17 protein-coding genes are annotated in these 18,886 nt (G+C 36.1%); 10 read left to right on the plus strand and 7 right to left on the minus strand.

Going from position 1 to position 18,886, the window contains the following annotated elements:
- Nucleotides 1-5: 5 nt before the first annotated feature.
- From CH354_RS00710 to CH354_RS00720, 3 genes are read right to left on the minus strand one after another with little or no spacing between them, the layout of a single operon-like run.
- Nucleotides 6-770 carry an enoyl-CoA hydratase-related protein gene (locus CH354_RS00710; RefSeq protein ID WP_100716378.1) on the minus strand — a complete coding sequence of 255 codons (765 nt, stop codon included), beginning with the start codon at nucleotides 768-770 and terminating at the stop codon, nucleotides 6-8.
- 11 nt (nucleotides 771-781) lie between these two features.
- The gene (locus CH354_RS00715; RefSeq protein WP_100726329.1) at nucleotides 782-2,149 is read right to left on the minus strand and encodes a PP2C family protein-serine/threonine phosphatase; all 1,368 of its coding nucleotides are present in this window, start codon (nucleotides 2,147-2,149) and stop codon (nucleotides 782-784) included.
- Nucleotides 2,146-2,490: a hypothetical protein gene (locus CH354_RS00720; RefSeq protein ID WP_100726328.1), complete on the minus strand. Its 345-nt coding sequence runs from the start codon at nucleotides 2,488-2,490 to the stop codon at nucleotides 2,146-2,148. The genes CH354_RS00715 and CH354_RS00720 overlap by 4 nt, the downstream gene beginning before the upstream one ends.
- A gap of 19 nt (nucleotides 2,491-2,509) precedes the next feature.
- On the opposite strand from CH354_RS00720, the gene CH354_RS00725 reads away from it, so the two are divergent.
- The 10 genes from CH354_RS00725 (at nucleotide 2,510) to CH354_RS00770 (ending at nucleotide 14,629) form a co-directional block, all read left to right on the plus strand.
- Entirely contained in the window at nucleotides 2,510-3,532 is a 1,023-nt protein-coding gene (locus tag CH354_RS00725; protein WP_100726327.1) for a hypothetical protein, read from the plus strand.
- Nucleotides 3,533-3,557: 25 nt separating this feature from the next.
- Entirely contained in the window at nucleotides 3,558-4,829 is a 1,272-nt protein-coding gene (locus CH354_RS00730; protein ID WP_409036412.1) for a hypothetical protein, read from the plus strand.
- 97 nt (nucleotides 4,830-4,926) lie between these two features.
- A complete protein-coding gene (locus CH354_RS00735; protein WP_100726325.1) occupies nucleotides 4,927-6,672 on the plus strand; it encodes a HAMP domain-containing methyl-accepting chemotaxis protein in 1,746 nt (581 codons plus the stop codon).
- Nucleotides 6,673-6,681: 9 nt separating this feature from the next.
- A complete protein-coding gene (locus CH354_RS00740; RefSeq protein ID WP_100726324.1) occupies nucleotides 6,682-7,185 on the plus strand; it encodes a chemotaxis protein CheW in 504 nt (167 codons plus the stop codon).
- A 3-nt stretch (nucleotides 7,186-7,188) separates the two neighbouring features.
- Complete coding sequence (locus CH354_RS00745) at nucleotides 7,189-9,120, plus strand: chemotaxis protein CheA (protein ID WP_100728435.1); 1,932 nt, start codon at nucleotides 7,189-7,191, stop codon at nucleotides 9,118-9,120.
- The gene (locus tag CH354_RS00750) at nucleotides 9,117-10,160 is read left to right on the plus strand and encodes a protein-glutamate methylesterase/protein-glutamine glutaminase (RefSeq protein ID WP_100726322.1); all 1,044 of its coding nucleotides are present in this window, start codon (nucleotides 9,117-9,119) and stop codon (nucleotides 10,158-10,160) included. The genes CH354_RS00745 and CH354_RS00750 overlap by 4 nt, the downstream gene beginning before the upstream one ends.
- The gene (locus CH354_RS00755; RefSeq protein WP_100726321.1) at nucleotides 10,157-11,413 is read left to right on the plus strand and encodes a sensor histidine kinase; all 1,257 of its coding nucleotides are present in this window, start codon (nucleotides 10,157-10,159) and stop codon (nucleotides 11,411-11,413) included. The genes CH354_RS00750 and CH354_RS00755 overlap by 4 nt, the downstream gene beginning before the upstream one ends.
- A gap of 1 nt (nucleotide 11,414) precedes the next feature.
- Nucleotides 11,415-11,774 (plus strand): response regulator, encoded by a 360-nt coding sequence (locus tag CH354_RS00760; protein WP_100716368.1) that lies wholly within the window; start codon nucleotides 11,415-11,417, stop codon nucleotides 11,772-11,774.
- 1 nt (nucleotide 11,775) lies between these two features.
- Nucleotides 11,776-12,156 carry a response regulator gene (locus CH354_RS00765; protein ID WP_100726320.1) on the plus strand — a complete coding sequence of 127 codons (381 nt, stop codon included), beginning with the start codon at nucleotides 11,776-11,778 and terminating at the stop codon, nucleotides 12,154-12,156.
- Nucleotides 12,143-14,629 carry a PAS domain-containing sensor histidine kinase gene (locus CH354_RS00770; RefSeq protein WP_100726319.1) on the plus strand — a complete coding sequence of 829 codons (2,487 nt, stop codon included), beginning with the start codon at nucleotides 12,143-12,145 and terminating at the stop codon, nucleotides 14,627-14,629. Before CH354_RS00765 ends, CH354_RS00770 begins: the two co-directional genes overlap by 14 nt.
- Here CH354_RS00770 and purM read toward each other — a convergent pair.
- From purM to CH354_RS00790, 4 genes are read right to left on the minus strand one after another with little or no spacing between them, the layout of a single operon-like run.
- Nucleotides 14,619-15,647, minus strand: coding sequence for a phosphoribosylformylglycinamidine cyclo-ligase (gene purM / locus CH354_RS00775; protein WP_100726318.1), 1,029 nt, complete (start codon nucleotides 15,645-15,647; stop codon nucleotides 14,619-14,621). The genes CH354_RS00770 and purM overlap by 11 nt on opposite strands.
- On the minus strand, nucleotides 15,640-16,452 hold the full coding sequence (gene murI, locus CH354_RS00780) for a glutamate racemase (RefSeq protein WP_100726317.1): 813 nt from the start codon (nucleotides 16,450-16,452) through the stop codon (nucleotides 15,640-15,642). Before murI ends, purM begins: the two co-directional genes overlap by 8 nt.
- The gene (locus tag CH354_RS00785; protein WP_100726316.1) at nucleotides 16,453-17,754 is read right to left on the minus strand and encodes a pyridoxal phosphate-dependent aminotransferase; all 1,302 of its coding nucleotides are present in this window, start codon (nucleotides 17,752-17,754) and stop codon (nucleotides 16,453-16,455) included.
- A gap of 4 nt (nucleotides 17,755-17,758) precedes the next feature.
- A complete protein-coding gene (locus tag CH354_RS00790) occupies nucleotides 17,759-18,886 on the minus strand; it encodes a S1C family serine protease (protein WP_100716362.1) in 1,128 nt (375 codons plus the stop codon).

An 18,886-nucleotide genomic window follows, 5' to 3' on the forward strand; every position in this document is an offset into this window, starting at 1 on the left:
ATTCCTTAAAAATTTGGTTTTCTTTTTTCAAGGAAAGCGGAAAGGCCTTCTTTCGTTTCTTTGTCTGCGAATCGACCACCAAACAACTGCTTTTCCCACTCAAGTCCACGATCCATATTGGTTTCTAAACCTTGGCGAATCGCAGTTTTTGCCGCCTTAATTGCGTTAGGTCCTCGAGATAAAATTGTGGAGAGAGTTTTTTCTGATTCGTTTAAGAGTTCGGCTGGATCACAAACTTTGTTGACTAGGCCTAATCTGTATCCTTCCTCAGAGGAAATCATATCACCAGATAAAATGAGTTCTGTTGCTCGGCCTACACCAATGAGTCTAGGCAATCTTTGGGAACCACCAAAACCAGGTAACAATCCTAAAGTAACTTCAGGAAGACCCAATTTGGCAACTGTCGACGCATAACGAATGTCACATGCCATTGCCAATTCCATTCCACCACCTAAACAAAATCCATTGATAGCAGCAATTGAAATGAGTCCCGACAATTCCATTTTTCGAAATACAGTTTGTCCCAGTTCCGAAAATGATTGTCCTTCTTTCACATTGAATTCTTTCATTTTGGCAATGTCAGCACCTGCGACAAATGCTTTCCCTTCGCCAGTAAGGATAAATCCCCTTACCTGAGGATTTGATTCTAATGTATCGACCATAGCGCCGATTTCAGTGATGACAACATCGTTTAGCGCATTGAGGGCTTCTGGTCTTTTGATGGTGACAATTGCAAAATTGGATTTGATTTGGATATCTAAAAAAGACAAATGATTTCTCCTTATTCTTCTACTTCCAATATGAGGAACATGGTGTCATCAGAAAAAGTATCTAAACCGAACTTGGTTTTGAGTTCATGTAGAAGATTGTTTTCGAGTTGCTTGACGTTTTCGCTATTCCTGTGGCGATTGAGGAGAGCAAGTAACCCTTCGGTACCCAAACAATTGCCTTTGTGGTCCATGGATTCTATGAGTCCATCGGTATAGATAAAAAACCTGTCCCCTTTTGTGATCGGAAGGATCTTCTCTGAGATAGGAGGTACTTTGATATTAAAACCAAGGATTGCTCCTTGTGTTTCCAATTCCTGAAAATCCTCTCCTTTTTTTGCCAAAATCAGATAAGGATGGCCTGCATTTCCGATGGTGAGTTTTTTTTCGATAAAATCAAAAAACAAATAAATTGCGGATGCATGGTATTTATTCAGATCATGTGCCAGACGGTCATCCAAATAATCCATCAAACGTGCCGGTGCCGTTTTAAAACGATAAGGGATCGTAGAGACAAGGACCTTCATGATAGAAGCGACCATTGCAGATGAAATTCCATGCCCCGCTACATCAGTCAGAAACACACCCACGTTTCCTTCCCTGAGTTGTACAAAATCAAAAAAGTCACCACCAATCACATTTGGACTTTTTCGATAAAAAGTAAAAGTTAAGTTTGGGATTTTGATATTTCCTGGGAAAAGTGCATCTTGTACACGTTTCGCAAGTTCTAACTCTTGTAACATAAATCGTTTTTCTTCAGACAGACTGTACATATCCGTTGTGTCTTTCCGTTTATTATAAACAAAAACTACCCCAAGAAGAGCACTGCCCCAATAAACAAAGAGTAAGAAGTATTGACTGAAATAAGAAGACCTTTCTGCAATCTCAAGTGGAAGTTGGAATGTATACGAAAGATGGAATCCTGTAAAATAAATTGCACTTAAGATACACCCCCAAGGATTGAGTCGTGTACTATATAACAAAATGGGAATGATAAAGGACATGAGGTAAGAATTTAAAAGATAAAAATGACTGAGTGAAGGGAATGATTGGATTCCTTTTAAGAATACCAAATAGATAAGCCCATCAGAAACAAACCCACTAAAATATATTACCTTTTCAATCGATATGGAATTTGTATAAAATTGTAATAACAAAACAAATCGAAGGATGGTAACTCCAAGCAAATAAGGAAGAATTTCCATTCGAATTTCTGCAAAAGGAGGAACGAAGAGTAAACTATAAACAATGAAATGCGTTAAAAAAACGGAATATGTATATTCTTTATCAAAACGAGGCTCTGCTAGTTTTAAAATGTCCCATTCTTGTTTGGTTGGCTTATGAAAAATTTCTTTAAAATAAATATAAAACGAACGAGTCAATCGGGTTCTCCCCATACCAAAGTTTGGATTTCAGATCCATTCAAGGTGATGGTGAAACTTTTTCCTGTGTCCAGAAACTTGTCCATTTGATTCGCAAGTTCCATGGCTTTTTTCTCATCTCCCATCCGAAAAAAAAAGGGATGGGACATTGCTTTATAATTGTAAGGGAATCGTTCAGAAACCAGTAACGTCACTCGGAAATGATCTGGGCGTTTTTCTAAAACAATATGCGAAACTTCTTTTCTAGTTAAGATACGCACATTTGGTCTAAGGTTCCATGGATTTATTTCAGCGAAAAGGATTCCTGGCAAAAAAAAGCATAGACCAACAAATCCTTTCATATAGAAATACCATCGGCAAATGAAATCAATTCCTTCTCTTATAACCTTCCTATCATTTCTTTTTTTGGGATGTTCCCCAAAAGATTTCCATTTACCTGAGAACACATATGCCACTTGGGCCAAAACAAGCCCTGGGCTACAATTCGATTCCATCCCGAATCTAAAACCAGAATGGAAAGATCGTATATACCCATTGGATGCAAAACGATTGAGTACACTGATGGAAGTCAATCAAATTGATGGAATCGAAGAAGTTCCAACCGGAATAAAAGATTTGGACAAATGGAAAGATCGTATCAGCGCAATCCATTCTTCTTTTCCAACTTCCTTAAACAAATTAGCAGATGAATTGTTAGTTGGCATTTATTTTGTATCAAATCTTGGATCAACTGGTCTAACAGGAATTCTGCGAGACAAAAATGGAAAACCAATTGCAGGTATCATATACTTAGATGCAGACTTATTGAATGTGGGAGGAAACGACTGGGTAACCAATCGAGAAAATACATTTTTCAAAAAAGATCCCGTTTACTCCGTAAAAATCCAATTGGACCCAACTAATTCATTCAATTCTGCTCTCTCTTTTATCATTTTACACGAATTAGGTCATATTGTTGCCATTGTGAAAGGTTATGCACCTGATTATACAGAACCTAAACGCGATTTTCGCAAGTATCCTTATTTTGAGGGAGTATGGTTGTCTGAAACATATTCTCCATATGAAGATAGCTTTTTCCCAGAACGACCCAACATCAAATTTTATCAAAAAAATCCGACAACTCCCCTTTTCCCTGATGGAAAATCCTTATACAAAAAATTGACAAACACACAGTTTGTATCTTTGTATGCTGCTACCAATGCAGATGATACTTTTGCAGAAGCATTTGCACAATACGTTCATGTATTAGTTTTAAAAAAAGAGTATAAGGTTATTTTTCAAACGAAGGGTGAAGAAGAAGTAATTCTACTCAACCCTATCCAAAAAGAAGGAGGCAGAAAATTTCGTGAGTTATTCCAAGATCTATTTGCGAAAACTTTATGATTTGATTCTTATCTCTTTCTTCTTTTTGATTTTAACAGTCCAAATTCGATCTGAATCAAAATCAGATGATAACAAATCCATCACAATTGATACTCATACAGAAATTGTGTCGGATTTTATTTGGAGGGGGAATTCATTTGCAGGGGAAGGACAAAATCGAAGGAATGGAGCGTCTTACCAAAGTTTTACTTATGCACCTGCATTACAACCTACGATATCCATTTTATCTCCAGACAAAAAAATGGAATGGATGTTATTTGGTAGTTTCCAATTAACAAACCGGAGTGATAAAGACTCAGACAAACGACTTTTCCAATCGAGTCCAGGTGGTGTGGGTCCTTCCTATTTGGGAGAAGAATCTAAGTATTTTGATCCTTATAACCAAGACCCATGCGTACAATCAGTACACAACCAATTGATTTCAGGGACTCCTACCAATACAAATTGCCAATCGTTCCTACCAAACCAAGGTTATGGCCCCAAAAAAGAACCTAACGGTAACAAACGTGTGGATGGAATGTTTTTTTCAATGATGTATCATTTTGATCCTAGCGTTTTTGGTGACTTCAGTGTGGGAATTTGGTTTTACAATACATTCCAAAAAACTCCCAACTCACTCCTTCCCCCTGCCACACAAAAACAAAACGGTGTGGTTTCTGGTGGTCCAAATAATGCTTTCAATGCAAACAATCCAGATGCGCAAACACGACTCTCTTGGCATGAATATTTTTTCCAATGGAAACTACCTTGGTTGCGAATTGTAAAACCAACCATTTCTTATTACACCCAGTATTCTACTGAGAATGGTGGGTTATTTGCAGGGAAAAATTACCTTGCCTTGTCTGCACAGTATACCTTTTTTGAAGGGGATTTTTTCCGCATCCAACCCCATTGGAACCTCGGTTATGCCATGAGTAATAATGCCATTGACAATCGAAATGGGATACAAGACATAACTTCTTCCATCACCTTTTTCTTTGGAGATTTTTTTCTAAAGGGAGCTCATATCCTGAGACCCAATCCTTATCTCTTCGATACCAATAATTACTTTGGTTACCCAAATGGTGATCCAGACAAAGCAAATTGGAATCGGAGTTCGGAAGATGGAAAAGTGGTGAACCCATCGCGGATCAATGGTGCGTACAACACCGCAATCCTAAATGCGATTGACCAAATTTCTACAGGGAATTCTCTAAATGATACAATCATCAAAACTGCCTTACGAGAATCCTATACCTTGCAGAAAATACCGATCCATTTATTTTATGTTAGCTTTGGTTATTCAAAATCATTCTAAGTGATTTGGGTTTTATAATTTTAATCAAGAATATTAGGAAAGGCTTGACTACCTAGGATTTAGCCTCATACTTTGCCCCACCTCTTGGGGACTAATTATGAAATGGATTCAAAATTTAAAAATTCGCGCAAAACTCCTTCTGGCATTTATGATCACGATTCTCTTAATGATCGTGGTTGCTTCCGCTAGTTTTTATTCAGCCAATCAAATTTTAGCATCCTTACACACAGTTTTTGAAGACAGGGTTGTGCCCATAAGCCAAATCAAAGAAGTTTCAGATGCTTATCTCATTGGAATTGTTGATGCTGCGAACAAAGTTCGTGCGAAAAAAATGTCAGTGGAGGAAGCTCTCGAATCCATCCGAGAATCAGAAGCTAAAGCGGATGAAGTATGGAAAGTTTATTTAGGAACGTATCTTGTCCCGGAAGAAAAAGCAATCATCGATGAAATGGAAAAAGAATTCCCACCACTAAAAGCTGGGGTCAAACGATTGCGAATCCTTTTGGAAACTAGGAATGAAGCAGAAATAGAAAAATTTGTTTCTGTTGATATGTATCCAATTTTTGAACCTCTCACCCACCATTTAGATGATTTGATCCGAGTGCAACTAAAGGTCGCAAAGGAAGAATACCAAAAATCAGAAGCACATTTCCAACAATCTTTGGTGATTGTAACAGTAGTGGTCATTGTTTCCTTTGTATTGGTATTTTTAATCGCTTTTCTCTTTTCCGATGCAATTGCAAGGCCCATGAAAAAAATAGTATCGATTGCCCAATTAATCTCAATTGGCGATTTAAATGTAAATCTAGAATCAAACAAAGAAACGATCCAATCAAAACACTTAGAAGGAAATGAAATCCAACAACTTTCACAAGCCTTTATGGAATTAGTCGACTTCATTAAGGAAAGAGCAGAACACTTGGAACGAATTGCAAATTCTGATTTAAGTTCCGATGTAACCTTAAAATCGGAACGGGACCAATTGGGCCTGAGTTTAAAAAGAATGTTAATCAATTTATCTGAGGTTGTAGAGAAACTTTATTTCACATCGCAAGAAGTTGATTTAGGGGCACAACAATTAGCAGATGCAAGTACTTCCCTTTCAGAAGCCGCAAGTGAACAAGCAAGTGCCGTGGAAGAAATCTCTGCAACTCTAACAGAAATCAGTAATAGTTTTTTATCCAATGCTGATAATGCAGAACAAATGACAGAATTTTCAGAATCCACAGCAAAACAAGCGATAGAAGGGAACAATCGGATGAAAGACCTTGTTTCAGCGATGGGCGAAATCAGCAATTCATTTGAACAAATATCAAAGATCAATAAAGTGATCAATGACATTGCATTCCAAACAAACATACTTGCTTTAAATGCAGCAGTGGAAGCTGCACGTGCTGGCCAACATGGAAAAGGATTTGCTGTTGTTGCAGAAGAAGTGAGAAACCTCGCTCAAAAAAGTGCCAATGCTGCAGACGAAACAACCCTCCTCATCGAAGCTTCGCTAAAAAAAGTAAAACTGGGAAATGAAGCAACGGAAAAAACTGCTGAAGTGCTTGGAAAAATTTCAGAAAGTGCAGATAATGTCAGCAATCTAACTAAAGACTTAGCACTCTCCATCAACGAACAAAAATCAGCTGTTTTACAAATCACACAAGGGATTGACCAAGTAACAACTGTTACTTCAACTACTGCCGCCTCAGCTGAAGAAGTTGCAGCTTCCAGTGAAACACTGAAAAGACAAGTGGAGATTATGCGAAACGTAATTATGGGATTTAAATTAAAAGAGGACGGATCCAAATCGACTGCTTTAACTCGTATCGAAAGGCCTAGAATTATTTTATAGGATACTACCATGAACAATACATCAAAATCATGGGAGATAATAGAAGATGAAGATACAATGCGAGACTTGTATCTTTGTTTTAGCTTAGAGAATCGTTTTTATGCATTCGAAGTTCGGTATTTAACGGAAATAATGGCCCTCCCAGCCATCACAACGATACCGGGTACCGCTCCTTTTCTAAAAGGTGTGATCAATATTAGAGGGAAAATAATCCCTGTAATGGATGTTAGATTACGATTTGATATGGAATTCCAACCATACCATGAACGAACTTGTGTCTTACTCGTTGAGTTGGATGGTCATCCTTTGGGACTGATCGTAGACAAAGTAAATGATGTAGTTAAAATACCTCCAGAGAATGTTGATTTAGCTCCAAAAATTGGAGAATCCAAATCATCTCGTTTTATTTATGGAACAGGTCGTGTTGGAGAATCAGTTAAAATCTTAATCAACCTCCAAAGACTACTCACCCAAGAAGAAAGTTATATGATCCAAGACATTCCTGGAAATTGAAAGATGGAAAGAGAAGATGTTTTAGAATACCTAGTCGAAGCCAAGGAAAGTTTAGAGAATATCGAATCCGGTTTATTAAACTTTGAAAAAACGACCTTAGATGGAAGTTTGGTTGAGCGAGAAATTTTAGATACATTGTTTCGGCATTTTCATACCATCAAAGGCAGTTCTGGTTTTTTTGGATTGTCTGGGATTGTTAAAATCGCTCATGCAGCAGAAAACCTACTTGATTATTTACGAAATAAACCTGAATCACAAGACGAAGAAACGTTAGAAATTTTACTTACCGCCTTAGATCTATTAAACGAACTTGTGATCCATGAAGAGGATTCGCCTACTGGCGGAGATTTGTATTCAGAAGAACAAAATCAGTTTTTACAAAGATCTCATGATAAATTATTAGAATTAAAAAATTCGGGAATCGATATAAGTCCAATCAATGAAACTGATCCAAACAAAGAAGAATTCGGAATCTTTCAAGACACTAAGGGCAATCTAACACCAAAGGAAGAATTTGGGATTTTTACGAAGGAAGTAAAACAACAGGCCCCAGAAGAATTTGGTTTATTTCAAGATGATACAATCAATACCAAAAATGAAGAATATGGTTTGTTTGAACCAATACAATCAGAAACAAATGCTGAATTTGGATTGTTTACTCCAAATCAAATCCAATTGGAATCAAAACCTGAAAAAACACCAACTAACATTTCAAAATCGAAACCTGAAGAAAAAAAATCCAACCAAAAAAAAGACATACGAATTGATACCGATAAACTTGACTCACTCTTAGACATCGTAGGTGAAATTGTAATCAATGAGCCAATGGTCACTGAACACCCTGATTTAAAGAAATTAAAATTAGAAAATTTTCATAAGTCTGCCATTCAATTAAAAAAATTAATTAGAAGTTTACAAGAGATCACACTCAGTCTACGTATGGTTCCTATCTCTGGTGTATTTTCACGTATGGAACGATTGGTACGAGATACAGCGAAAAAAACTGGTAAACAAGTAGAACTCATCATTTCAGGAGAAGATACAGAAATCGATAAATCAATTATCGAAGAAATGTACGACCCACTTGTTCATATCATTCGGAATGCAATCGATCATGGTTTAGAAACTCCAGAGGAAAGAAAAGAAGCAGGTAAACCACCTAAAGGCATAATTCATTTAACGGCCGTTCAATCAGGAAAAGAAGTTTGGATTGAGGTAAAAGATGATGGGAAAGGTCTACAAAGGGAAAAAATCATTCGTAAAGCAATTTCCTTGGGACTAATCAATCATCTGGAAGCTGAGAATTTAAAAGATGAAGAAGTTTGGGATTTTTTATTCCACCCTGGATTTTCAACAGCAAAAGAAGTAACTGATTTATCAGGTAGAGGTGTTGGCCTTGATGTAGTTCGTAAGAATGTCAGCACACTCAAAGGATTTGTAGACGTAAGTTCCAATTTTGGGCAAGGCACTGTGTTTTTAATCCGAGTGCCATTAACTCTTGCCATCATCGAAGGACTTGTTGTCAGAAAATCAGAAACTTACTTTATACTCCCCTCCATAGATGTAAAGGAATCCCTGTATATCAAAGAAGAGCCAATCCACGAATTGTATCGTAATAACCATAGTATCTTATATCGAGAGAATCAAATTCCTATTGTTGATATCGACTTATTATTTGGGAAAGAATCAGAACTTAATGATCAACATTCGATTAACGAAAAGTATATGATCGTAACTGAATCTCATGAAAAACAGATGGGAATCGTATTTGATGAAATTTTAGGGAACCAATCCATCGTTATCAAACCAATATCACCTTTATTTAAAAACATCAATGGTTTAGCAGGTTGCACCATCCTTGGTAATGGGCATGCTGGTTTGATTTTAGATGTCAGAAAATTAATCAACCAACACATGGCAATCCAATCGGCATGAAAAAACACAGAGCAATTATTGTAGATGACCAACGTTCTGTCAGAAGTATGATCAAACGTTGGATAGAATCGGATGAAAATTGGGAAGTGGTAGGAGAAGCTTCCAATCCTTTTGAAGCTAGAGATCTCATTATTGAAAAACAACCAGATGTAATGACACTCGATGTACATATGCCTGAGATGGATGGAATCGAATTCTTAAAAAAATTACTCCCTCAACATCCCATGCCAGTTATCATGTTTAGTTCATCCACGACCGAGGGCACTTCCATCACATTAGAAGCACTCGATGCAGGTGCATTTGATTATGTTACGAAACCGTCAGGTACAGAAGAAAGTTTAATAGAAGCCAAAGAAGATTTATTAGAAAAACTGAATGCAGCATTAAATTATAATGTCTCTCTTTTTGAACAATCGAAGAGAGTCATTTCTGCTTCACCTACAGTAACCAAAAAAACAACAAACTTCAGAACAAAGTTGATATTAATAGGATCAAGCACAGGAGGAACAACTGCCTTACGAAAGTTACTAGACGAAGTGGATCACACCTACCCTCCTATTCTCATTGCCCAACATATGCCAGAAAATTTTACTGCACTATTTGCAAGCCGACTCAATGCAGAATTAAAATCAAAAGTTGTAGAAGCAAAAGACAAACAAATTTTGGAAAAAGGAACCATATACGTAGCTCCCGGAAATTATCATTTAGAAGTTCAAAAATGGAATGGAGACTTATACACAAAAATTCTTCAATCCGATAAAGTAAATGGTCATAGACCATCTGTCGATGTTCTTTTCGAATCCGCAGTACAACATGGTTTAGCGAAAGACTCAATTGGTATTATACTGACAGGTATGGGAAGTGATGGTGCTAAAGGTTTACTCAAGTTAAAAAATAATGGATGCATGACACTTGGGCAAAACAAAGAAACCTGTGTTGTTTATGGTATGCCTAAGGTTGCCTACGAATTAGGTGCAGTGATGTACCAACTCCCTCTAGAAAAAATTCTGGATAAAGTAAAAGAGATAGGTGCCAGATGATTCCTCATAGTTTAATTTTAGAATCCTCAATTTCAAGCCAACTAATAACGATTTTAGATGATCTTCATTATACTTATGAACGATTGGAAAAATTGGATGATGTTTTAAATTCATTAAAAAAAGAGAAATTTCATTTTTTGATTATCCCAATTGATTCATTAAAAGAGAGTCATTCCCAAGAAATTCTCGAGAGTATCACAAATTCATTTCCCAATACATTGATCCTTCTTATCACCAATTCTGAAAACTGGGCACAAACTGCTTCTTTACTCAAAAGGCATAGTGCTTATGATTTTTTGCAAACGCCACTAGAGACCGATCATGTAAAGTTTACCATGGATCGTTCCTTCCAATACCTAAACACAAAACTAAAAACACAATTTATACACGAAGCGGAAAATCATTTATACCGAAGAGTGATTGAAATCTTCGATTGGAAAAAATCACTTACTCATAAAGAAAACCAAAATATATCTGCTGACATCATCCACCAAATGAATATTAATCTATTCCAAGGAAGTGGGATTGGCACCTTAATGAGTGTAGTAAGTATCTTACTTTCTAAAAGTAAGTGGGATGAGAAAAACAATCACTATACCATTCAAAAACCAATCTTAGATTTATTATCAGAGAACTACGATGCTGCAAAGAGTATGTTTGATAGTATGTCTATATCTCAGACTGTCATTGACGATAATGAATTAATCCAGTTAATGGAATCTCCATTAAAACTATTGCCAATTATTCACTCAGAAATTCAAACATTGGAAGAAGCATTAAAAATCAAATCACAAAAAATAAATGTAAGCCAAATCCCCAATTCGGTAAACCATCATGAAATTCGTTTTGATCCGGCCAAAATATCTTATGCAGTCCGAGAAGTTTTACTAAATGCAATCAAATATTCAAAAGATGCTGATGAGATTTATGTAATCTTCTTTCAAAAGGAAAATTTTTTGGAAGTGAAAGTCATTAATCCCGCATATCAGAATGAAGATGGAACAGTGGGAATTCCTGAAAAATTTGAATCCATTATATTTGAACCGTTTTTTCGAATTTCTTCAGTTGTGGATGATAGTTATGCTAAGTTTGAACAATTCCGATTTGGATTAGGTTTAACATTAGTTAAAAAGATTCTAGACCAACACCAAGCCAATGTGCAAATCTATAATATAGAAGATAATTTAAAAAATGATAACAAAGTAGATGTATGTTTAACAATTCGATTTCCATTAATCAAAAAGGAGAATTAAAATGGCGAGAATATTAACTGTGGATGATGCACCAGCGGTATTAAAAATTTTAAATTTAGTACTCACCACTGATGGTCATGAGGTAGAATCAGCATCCAATGGAATGGAAGCTCTGGAGAAAATTCAAAACTCAAAGTTTGATATAGGGATTTTTGATGTAAACATGCCAGGAATGACAGGGATCGAACTTACCGAAAAAGCATTAAAAACAGATAATGGAAAATCCATGAAAATAGTAATGTTGACTACTGAATCCAGCGAAGAAATGAAAAACAAAGGCAAAGCGGCTGGTGCAGTGGGATGGCTTGTAAAACCATTTGCAAATGAATCACTAACAAAGCTTATATCACAACTGACTTAAAATGAGTAATATTTTGGTTGTTGATGATTCTCCTGCAGTATTAAAAATTGTTCGCCTTGCATTAAGTAGCCAAGGTCACAATATCATTATCTGTGAGTCAGGAGAAATTGCCCTAGAAACTTTAAAAACAAATCCAAAGATTGGATTAGGTATTTATGATTTTAATATGCCAGGGATCAGTGGGATTGAGTTGATTCAAAAATCAAAAAAAATAATGGCTCAATTTAAATTTAAAATCCTAATCCTATCTGTAGAAAACAAACCGGAAATCATATCGAAGGCTCTACTAGAAGGGGTAGATGCTTGGATTGTAAAACCATTCAAAAATGAAGAATTAATCAAAAAAGTAAATGAGTTAGTTGAAGTAAATGATTCCCTTTGAGATTGATGTTATTTTTGCCGTTACTGCATTATCGGTAGTTGTCAATTCAGTCATTTCCATTATTATCTATTTCTTATCAAAAAATTCTAAATCAGAAATCAAACTTTCATATACATCATTCTTTTTAGCTATTTTAGTCATTCGCAATTATTCCTTATTTCTATACGGAAGTACACAAAACAAACTTTTTTTCTTATTTTCAGAATCCTTAACTCTACTTAGTTCCTTTTTATTAGTTTTATCTGTTCTCCCTATTATTTCCAAAACAATTTCCAAACATTGGGTATACCTTTCCTTTATTATAACTTATATTATTTTTGTATCCCTACTGATAAGTAACTTTAGTTTTTTTTGGTTCGCATTACCATCTGCGATCTTCAATGGATTAGCACTTTTGTTGTTTGGAAGCATCATACTTAGATTAGATGAATACCCAAAAAACATTCGATTGTATTTCTTTGCAGTTTGTATTTTATTATCACTCCAACGATTATTTTTTCCATATCTATTTACAATCGATTGGTATAAACCTTTAGGTTATACAATTAATACCTTGCTTATGTTTCTGTTTGGCGTAGCATGTATTCTTTTCAGTTTCCAAGTGCAAACAAAAAAACTAAACTTATCATTATTCGAATTAGAAACTCTCCAAAAAGCAATCAAAGATGTGAATGTACGTTTGCTTATCATGTACAATCAACTTCCAGCAATCATCTATAATATTGAATTTTTACCTGAACCAAGAACATCATATATCAGTTCCAAAATGGAAGAAATCACAGGTTATGGAATCAATTATTTTTACGAGAATTCTGATTTTTTCCGAGATATAGTCATTCCAGAAGACCAACACAAAATCGAAGATCTATTCTCAGGTGTTTCACCTATTATACTTAGAATGATCCATGCAAATGGATCCATCATATGGACAGAACACTATGTAAACATTTCCAATGATATCTTAGGAATTAAAAAACGGATCGATGTTGTTGCCCTCGATATCACAAACTCAAAAAAAACAGAAATTTCCTTACTACAAGAAAAGAATCTAAATTCAACTGTATTTGATAACGCAGCCAATCTAATCCTATTAACAAATGCAGATGGTTTATTAGAAAACATCAATCCAGCAGCATTAAGAGTATTAGAGTTGAATAAAAACGAAGTGCTCGGGAAGTACATCCAGGATATCATTCTTGCTGAAGAGGACAGAGAGTATTTAAAAGAAGTATTAGCAGATATAAGTGAAATCCAAAACATAGCAGAAAGTTTAATCCTTCGATACATTACCATAAACAGACAAATTTTATATTTAGAATGGCGACTTGGTATCATACGTGATTCCAAAAATGAACCTTCAAAAATCATTTGGATTGGAATTGATCAAACTTCGAAACGAACAGCGGAACTAGAATTAAAAGAACTCAATAAATCTCTAGAAGAAAAAGTAAAAGAGAGAACGAAGGAATTACAAACAAGTAATACAGAACTCAATTCCGCTTTGTTTGCTTTAAGAGAGGCGCAAGAAAAATTAATCCAGAATGAAAAGTTGGCTTCTTTAGGACAACTTGTTTCTGGACTATCACATGAAATCAATAATCCGATTGGTATGATCAAATCTTCAGTCGAAACTTTAATTGCAGAATGGGAAGAAGAATCTCATGATTTAAAAAATCAATCACTCATTGACATATTAGACTTGATTATCGATACAAATGATTCAGGACTAAAAATCTTAACTGGACTCACAAATCGACAAGCTCGCAAATCACTAACAGAATTGTTAAAAGAAAATTCCATTTTATATGCGGAAGAATTAGCAGAATTGTTTGTAGATTCAGGAATTCGAAATTTATCTCCTCCTATCTTAAAAAAAATCCAATCAGCAGTTAGGAATCAAAGTGATTTTAATCAATTGAGAAAGTTTTTACTGATGAAACAATCATCAGAACATATACTTTACTCGATCAAAAGATTATCTAAAATTACATTTACATTAAAAAACTTTGCAGGCCTTCAATCGAATTTGGAGTTAATCGATTTTTCACTCAAGGATACGATTCACTCCGCGATTTCTTTGTATAAGGAATATTTCTTACGAGATATAAACTTAATCTTAAATCTAGATTTTGAAGGTAAAATTCGATGTATCCAAGGAGATTTAGTCCAATTATGGAGTCAGATGATTTGGAACGCCATCCAAGCCGTCTCTTCCAAAGGCACAATCTCTATCAGAAGTTTTAAAAAGGTCGATGCTGTCATAGTTGAAATTGAAGATTCAGGGATAGGAATCCCAGCCGAACACCAATCCAAAATTTTTATGCCATTTTATTCAACAAAAACATCAGGTGATGGTTTAGGACTTGGACTCTACTTAGTGAAAGAAATTGTGAACCGACACAATGCAAATATTAGTTTTGAATCAGAACCTGGAAAAACTCTCTTTAGAGTTATCTTTCCTTTTAAGTCGTAATCGAGATTTTGCCTGTATCATTCGTTTTGCCAATGATGAATGCTTTTTCTCCTAACTGATCCAACTCATTCATGGTCGTATCAACCAAACCATTTTCAACAACGAGTATATAACCTATTCCCATATTAAAAGTACCATACATATCGTTCAAATCCAATGAATGGTCTTTTTTTAATTTTGAAAAAACATAAGATTCAGGTAATGAATTAATTTCTGCACCAATCCCAGTTGGCAATACCCGAGGTATGTTTTCGTAAAAACCTCCGCCAGTAATATGAACCATTCCCTTTATGGAGACTTTTTGAATTAAGGAGAGTATCGATTTTACGTAAATATTTGTAGGAACAAACACATGATCTTTAATAAAATTTAATTCGCTGTCGGAAGAAGGTAATTTACCATCTTTTAATAATAAACGACGAAGAAGAGAAAATCCATTACTATGTGGTCCAGAAGAGGCTAGTCCTATGATTGTATCACCTGGTTGGATCGATTTACCATCGATCATTTTATTCTTTTCAACAACACCAACAACAAATCCCGCTAAGTCATATTCTTCATCAGGCATTACTCCCGGGTGTTCCGCAGTTTCGCCACCAACTAACGCACATTCTGCCAACTTACAACCCTTGACAATTCCAGAGACAATACCTTCCATTGTTGGTAAATGTAATTTTCCGCATGCGATATAATCCTGGAAAAACAGAGGTTTTCCACCGTTGACCAAAATATCGTTTACGCACATCGCAACCAAATCAATTCCAACTGTGTCATGAATTCCTAACAATCTAGCTAGTTGTAATTTGGTTCCAACTCCATCTGTTCCAGATAATAAAATTGGCTCTTGGTATGATTTTAAAAAACTAACATCATAACAAGCCGCAAAACCCCCAAGACCACCTAACACATTTTTATTATGAGTTGTTGCAACATTGGATTTGATTCGTTTTACGAACTCTTGTCCTTTTTCGGTATCTACTCCGGCATCTTTATAAGTTACTTTATTTTGGTCAGACATGGAGTTTTCCTATTGTTGTATTAATTAATGACAAAGTATGATTTGGAGTGATTGTTTTTGCAATTCTTCCTGCTAAATGAACATAATCGGATTCAGAAGTATTCAATAGAATATCAAGTTGGTTTCTATTCTCTTTTGAGCCATCTGGTAATTGTAACATTTTTTTCATATGTAAAGATGTTCCCAGATTACCATCATAAACTTTTAAATTGGGATAATGATAATGAATCCTTTCTCTCAAAAAAACATAATGTGTACATCCTAAGACAATGATATCAGTTTCAGGGAGTATCATTTTAATTTTGGCATCTAAAAAATCCCAAGCATCTTCCCATCGATCTGAGTCAATCAGCTTCGCCAAACCTTCACAAGGAACTGGCAATATTTCAGATCCTTTCGTAAGTCCTGTAACCAAATTCTTAAACTTTTCTTCTTTTAATGTAAGTTCAGTAGCAAAAACTGCAATTTTTACGCCTGGATTTTCAACTAACGCAGGTTTGATGGCAGGCTCCATTCCAAAAATCGGGATAGAATGTTGTTTTCGTAAAAAATCTGCTGCAGCAGATGTTGCTGTATTACAAGCAAACAATACTGCTTCACAATCTTTTTCGATCAAATATTCAAATGCAGTTTTTGAAAGTTCGATTACCTTCTGTTTCGATTTTTGACCATATGGTGAATGGACCAAATCTCCAAAATAAATATAATCGATATTAGAAGTTTCTTTCCATAAAGTACGTAAAACTGAAAGACCACCTAAACCTGAATCAAAAATTCCAATTTTATATCTACCGCGAGAATTCATTTAGGATGCTAGATATTCTTTGATATTCTCAGCTAATGTTTGGTAAATCCATTCAAACTTATTGTCATCTTCTTCCAGAAGTGTCACTCTAAATCCATTTCGATTACAACAAAATGAACTGAGTGGGACAACACAAATCCCTGCTGAAGCTAACAGATGTAAAACAAACCGACGATCAAGGGCGGCTTTTTCCATAAGTGGAGAAACAAAATCTTTCACCTTTTGGTTTTTAATAAGTAAAGTCATATGAGATTTCAAAACATCATCTTCAAAAAGAACAGTTAAGTAAAATGCTCCTTTGGGTTGGATGACTTTGACCCCAGGGATTCCAGACAACATCTGTGTTGCCTTTTCTGCTCTTTTTTTAAACTTCTGATTTCTAAACTTTAAATGATTTAAAAACTCTGGATGAGAATATACAAGTGGTATTGAAAGTTGCGGCAATGTTGTGGAACATACTTCCAACATTTTAGCATCTAATAATGATTTGATGTAACGTTCAAAAGTTGGATCATTTTTTCGATTGAATACTTCTAACCATCCACATCTTGCACCTGGCCATGGGTATTCTTTAGAAATTGATCGAAGTGCAAATCCACAAACCTTATCTCCAATGACTTCTGATAAGTGTATACTTCCCCATTCCGAATAATTTACATGAGCGTATGTTTCGTCGCAAATCAGTATGATATCGTATTTTTCACAAATTTTTACTATTTCCCGCATAACCTCTTTTGGATACACGGCACCTGTTGGATTATCTGGATTGATGAGTAAAATTCCTGCAATCGAATCATTGTATTTTACTTTGTTCTCAATGTCTTCTAAGTCAGGCATCCAATCATTATTTGGGTTTAATTCATAGGTTAAATGTTCATAACCAGAGTGAGCAGCTTCTGCAGAAGATAACGTGGAATAGGCGGGAGAGGGTCCGAGTATACGAGCTTCCCTTCTCATAAATCCGAATATTTTTGCGACAGCATCACCTAAACCATTAAAGAATAAAATGTCCTCGGAGGTGATTTGTGCTCCACCTCTTTCATTTACTTTTTCTGCTAAAAATTTACGAGTGTTTTCGTCACCTTGTGTGGCTGTGTAGGCCCAAGATTTATTTTGGTTCACAAGTCCACTGACAATGTCTTTCATCCAATTGGGAATACTTTCCCCTTTTTGGATAGGGTCCCCGATGTTTTCCCAAGTGATGGAAACACCCATGGCTTCGATTTGTTTGGCAAGTGCCACAATCTGGCGAATTTCGTAAATAAGGGCGTCTGCACCCGAATGGACTATATTTCTTCTCATAAAATTATTTGCCCTTTTGGTAGGCTGCTTCCACCAAAGGGATCGATAATTCCATCTCTTGGGTATCCCGTAATATCTTCAACCGTAAGACGCCCCCAAGACCAACAAGTCCCACTTGTTCGCGTAAATCGTTGATATGGCGTACGGAGAGTCCATTTGCGCCTTCAATGAAGTCATACCGGCGTAAACCACCCTTTTCTGCTGCCGAATTCGGCTCTATGTCATACACAAGAACCCCAACAGCATCATTTGGGATTCCTAGGGATTTTCTGTGGTCTGGCAGAGGGGTCGTTGCCATCACACCAAGGGTTGCAGGACGAATGTTTTGGCCGACGTTTTGTTCAATCTGGCGGAGCACTCTTTTTGCATAATTGATAGGGATGGCAAATCCAATCCCAGCACTGGCCCCACTCGAGGAACGAATCATTCGATTGATACCCACAACCTCACCATAAATATTGAGGAGTGGCCCTCCACTGGAACCTGGATTGATTGCTGTGTCGGTTTGGATATGGGTTTGGCCTGTTTCATCTAAGTCCTCCCTAGATTTTGCAGACACAACACCAACAGTGAAAGTTTTTTCCAATCCGTAAGGGGAACCAACGGCAATGGCCCAATCTCCCACTTCAATTTCATCTGAATTTCCGAGGAAGGCAGGAGTGAATTTATCTTCACTTGGGATTTTGAGAAGAGCTATGTCGGCTCGTTCATGACTACCGACATAACGTGCAGGGAATATCCTTCCATCGGACATGATGATTTCGATGATCTCAGCATTTTTGATGACATGGTAATTGGTAACAACAAACCCACGTTCATCAATAATGAACCCACTGCCAATGGATGAAATTCGATCTTCCCGACTCTCTCCAAAAGCATAGGGATGGAAAATCATTTCTGTTTTTTTGGTTCGGATCGAGACAACAAATTGTTGGGCTTCACGATACACATTTCGAAAACTCGATTGGATTTGGATGGCTTGGCTCTGTTTGCTTGCAGAGATCGGTTTGGGAGAAGAAAAGAGTTTTGTGACAGCGGAACGTATCTCAGGGAAAAAAATAGCGAATAAAAGTACGAAGACTAAGGCAAAGTTAATGTAGACGACTGGTGGAATCGAATTTTTTCTTTCCAT

Origin of the sequence: Leptospira levettii, assembly GCF_002812085.1 — a bacterium.
GTDB classification, from domain to species: Bacteria; Spirochaetota; Leptospiria; order Leptospirales; family Leptospiraceae; genus Leptospira_A; species Leptospira_A levettii.

Coding starts and splice junctions, on each gene's coding strand:
- CH354_RS00720 (WP_100726328.1), bottom strand. CDS start 2,490: ATGAAAGGATTTGTTGGTCTATGCTTTTTTTTGCCAGGAATCCTTTTC.
- CH354_RS00725 (WP_100726327.1), top strand. CDS start 2,510: ATGAAATCAATTCCTTCTCTTATAACCTTCCTATCATTTCTTTTTTTG.
- CH354_RS00735 (WP_100726325.1), top strand. CDS start 4,927: ATGAAATGGATTCAAAATTTAAAAATTCGCGCAAAACTCCTTCTGGCA.
- CH354_RS00740 (WP_100726324.1), top strand. CDS start 6,682: ATGAACAATACATCAAAATCATGGGAGATAATAGAAGATGAAGATACA.
- CH354_RS00745 (WP_100728435.1), top strand. CDS start 7,189: ATGGAAAGAGAAGATGTTTTAGAATACCTAGTCGAAGCCAAGGAAAGT.
- CH354_RS00750 (WP_100726322.1), top strand. CDS start 9,117: ATGAAAAAACACAGAGCAATTATTGTAGATGACCAACGTTCTGTCAGA.
- CH354_RS00755 (WP_100726321.1), top strand. CDS start 10,157: ATGATTCCTCATAGTTTAATTTTAGAATCCTCAATTTCAAGCCAACTA.
- CH354_RS00760 (WP_100716368.1), top strand. CDS start 11,415: ATGGCGAGAATATTAACTGTGGATGATGCACCAGCGGTATTAAAAATT.
- CH354_RS00765 (WP_100726320.1), top strand. CDS start 11,776: ATGAGTAATATTTTGGTTGTTGATGATTCTCCTGCAGTATTAAAAATT.
- CH354_RS00770 (WP_100726319.1), top strand. CDS start 12,143: ATGATTCCCTTTGAGATTGATGTTATTTTTGCCGTTACTGCATTATCG.
- purM (WP_100726318.1), bottom strand. CDS start 15,647: ATGTCTGACCAAAATAAAGTAACTTATAAAGATGCCGGAGTAGATACC.
- murI (WP_100726317.1), bottom strand. CDS start 16,452: ATGAATTCTCGCGGTAGATATAAAATTGGAATTTTTGATTCAGGTTTA.
- CH354_RS00785 (WP_100726316.1), bottom strand. CDS start 17,754: ATGAGAAGAAATATAGTCCATTCGGGTGCAGACGCCCTTATTTACGAA.
- CH354_RS00790 (WP_100716362.1), bottom strand. CDS start 18,886: ATGGAAAGAAAAAATTCGATTCCACCAGTCGTCTACATTAACTTTGCC.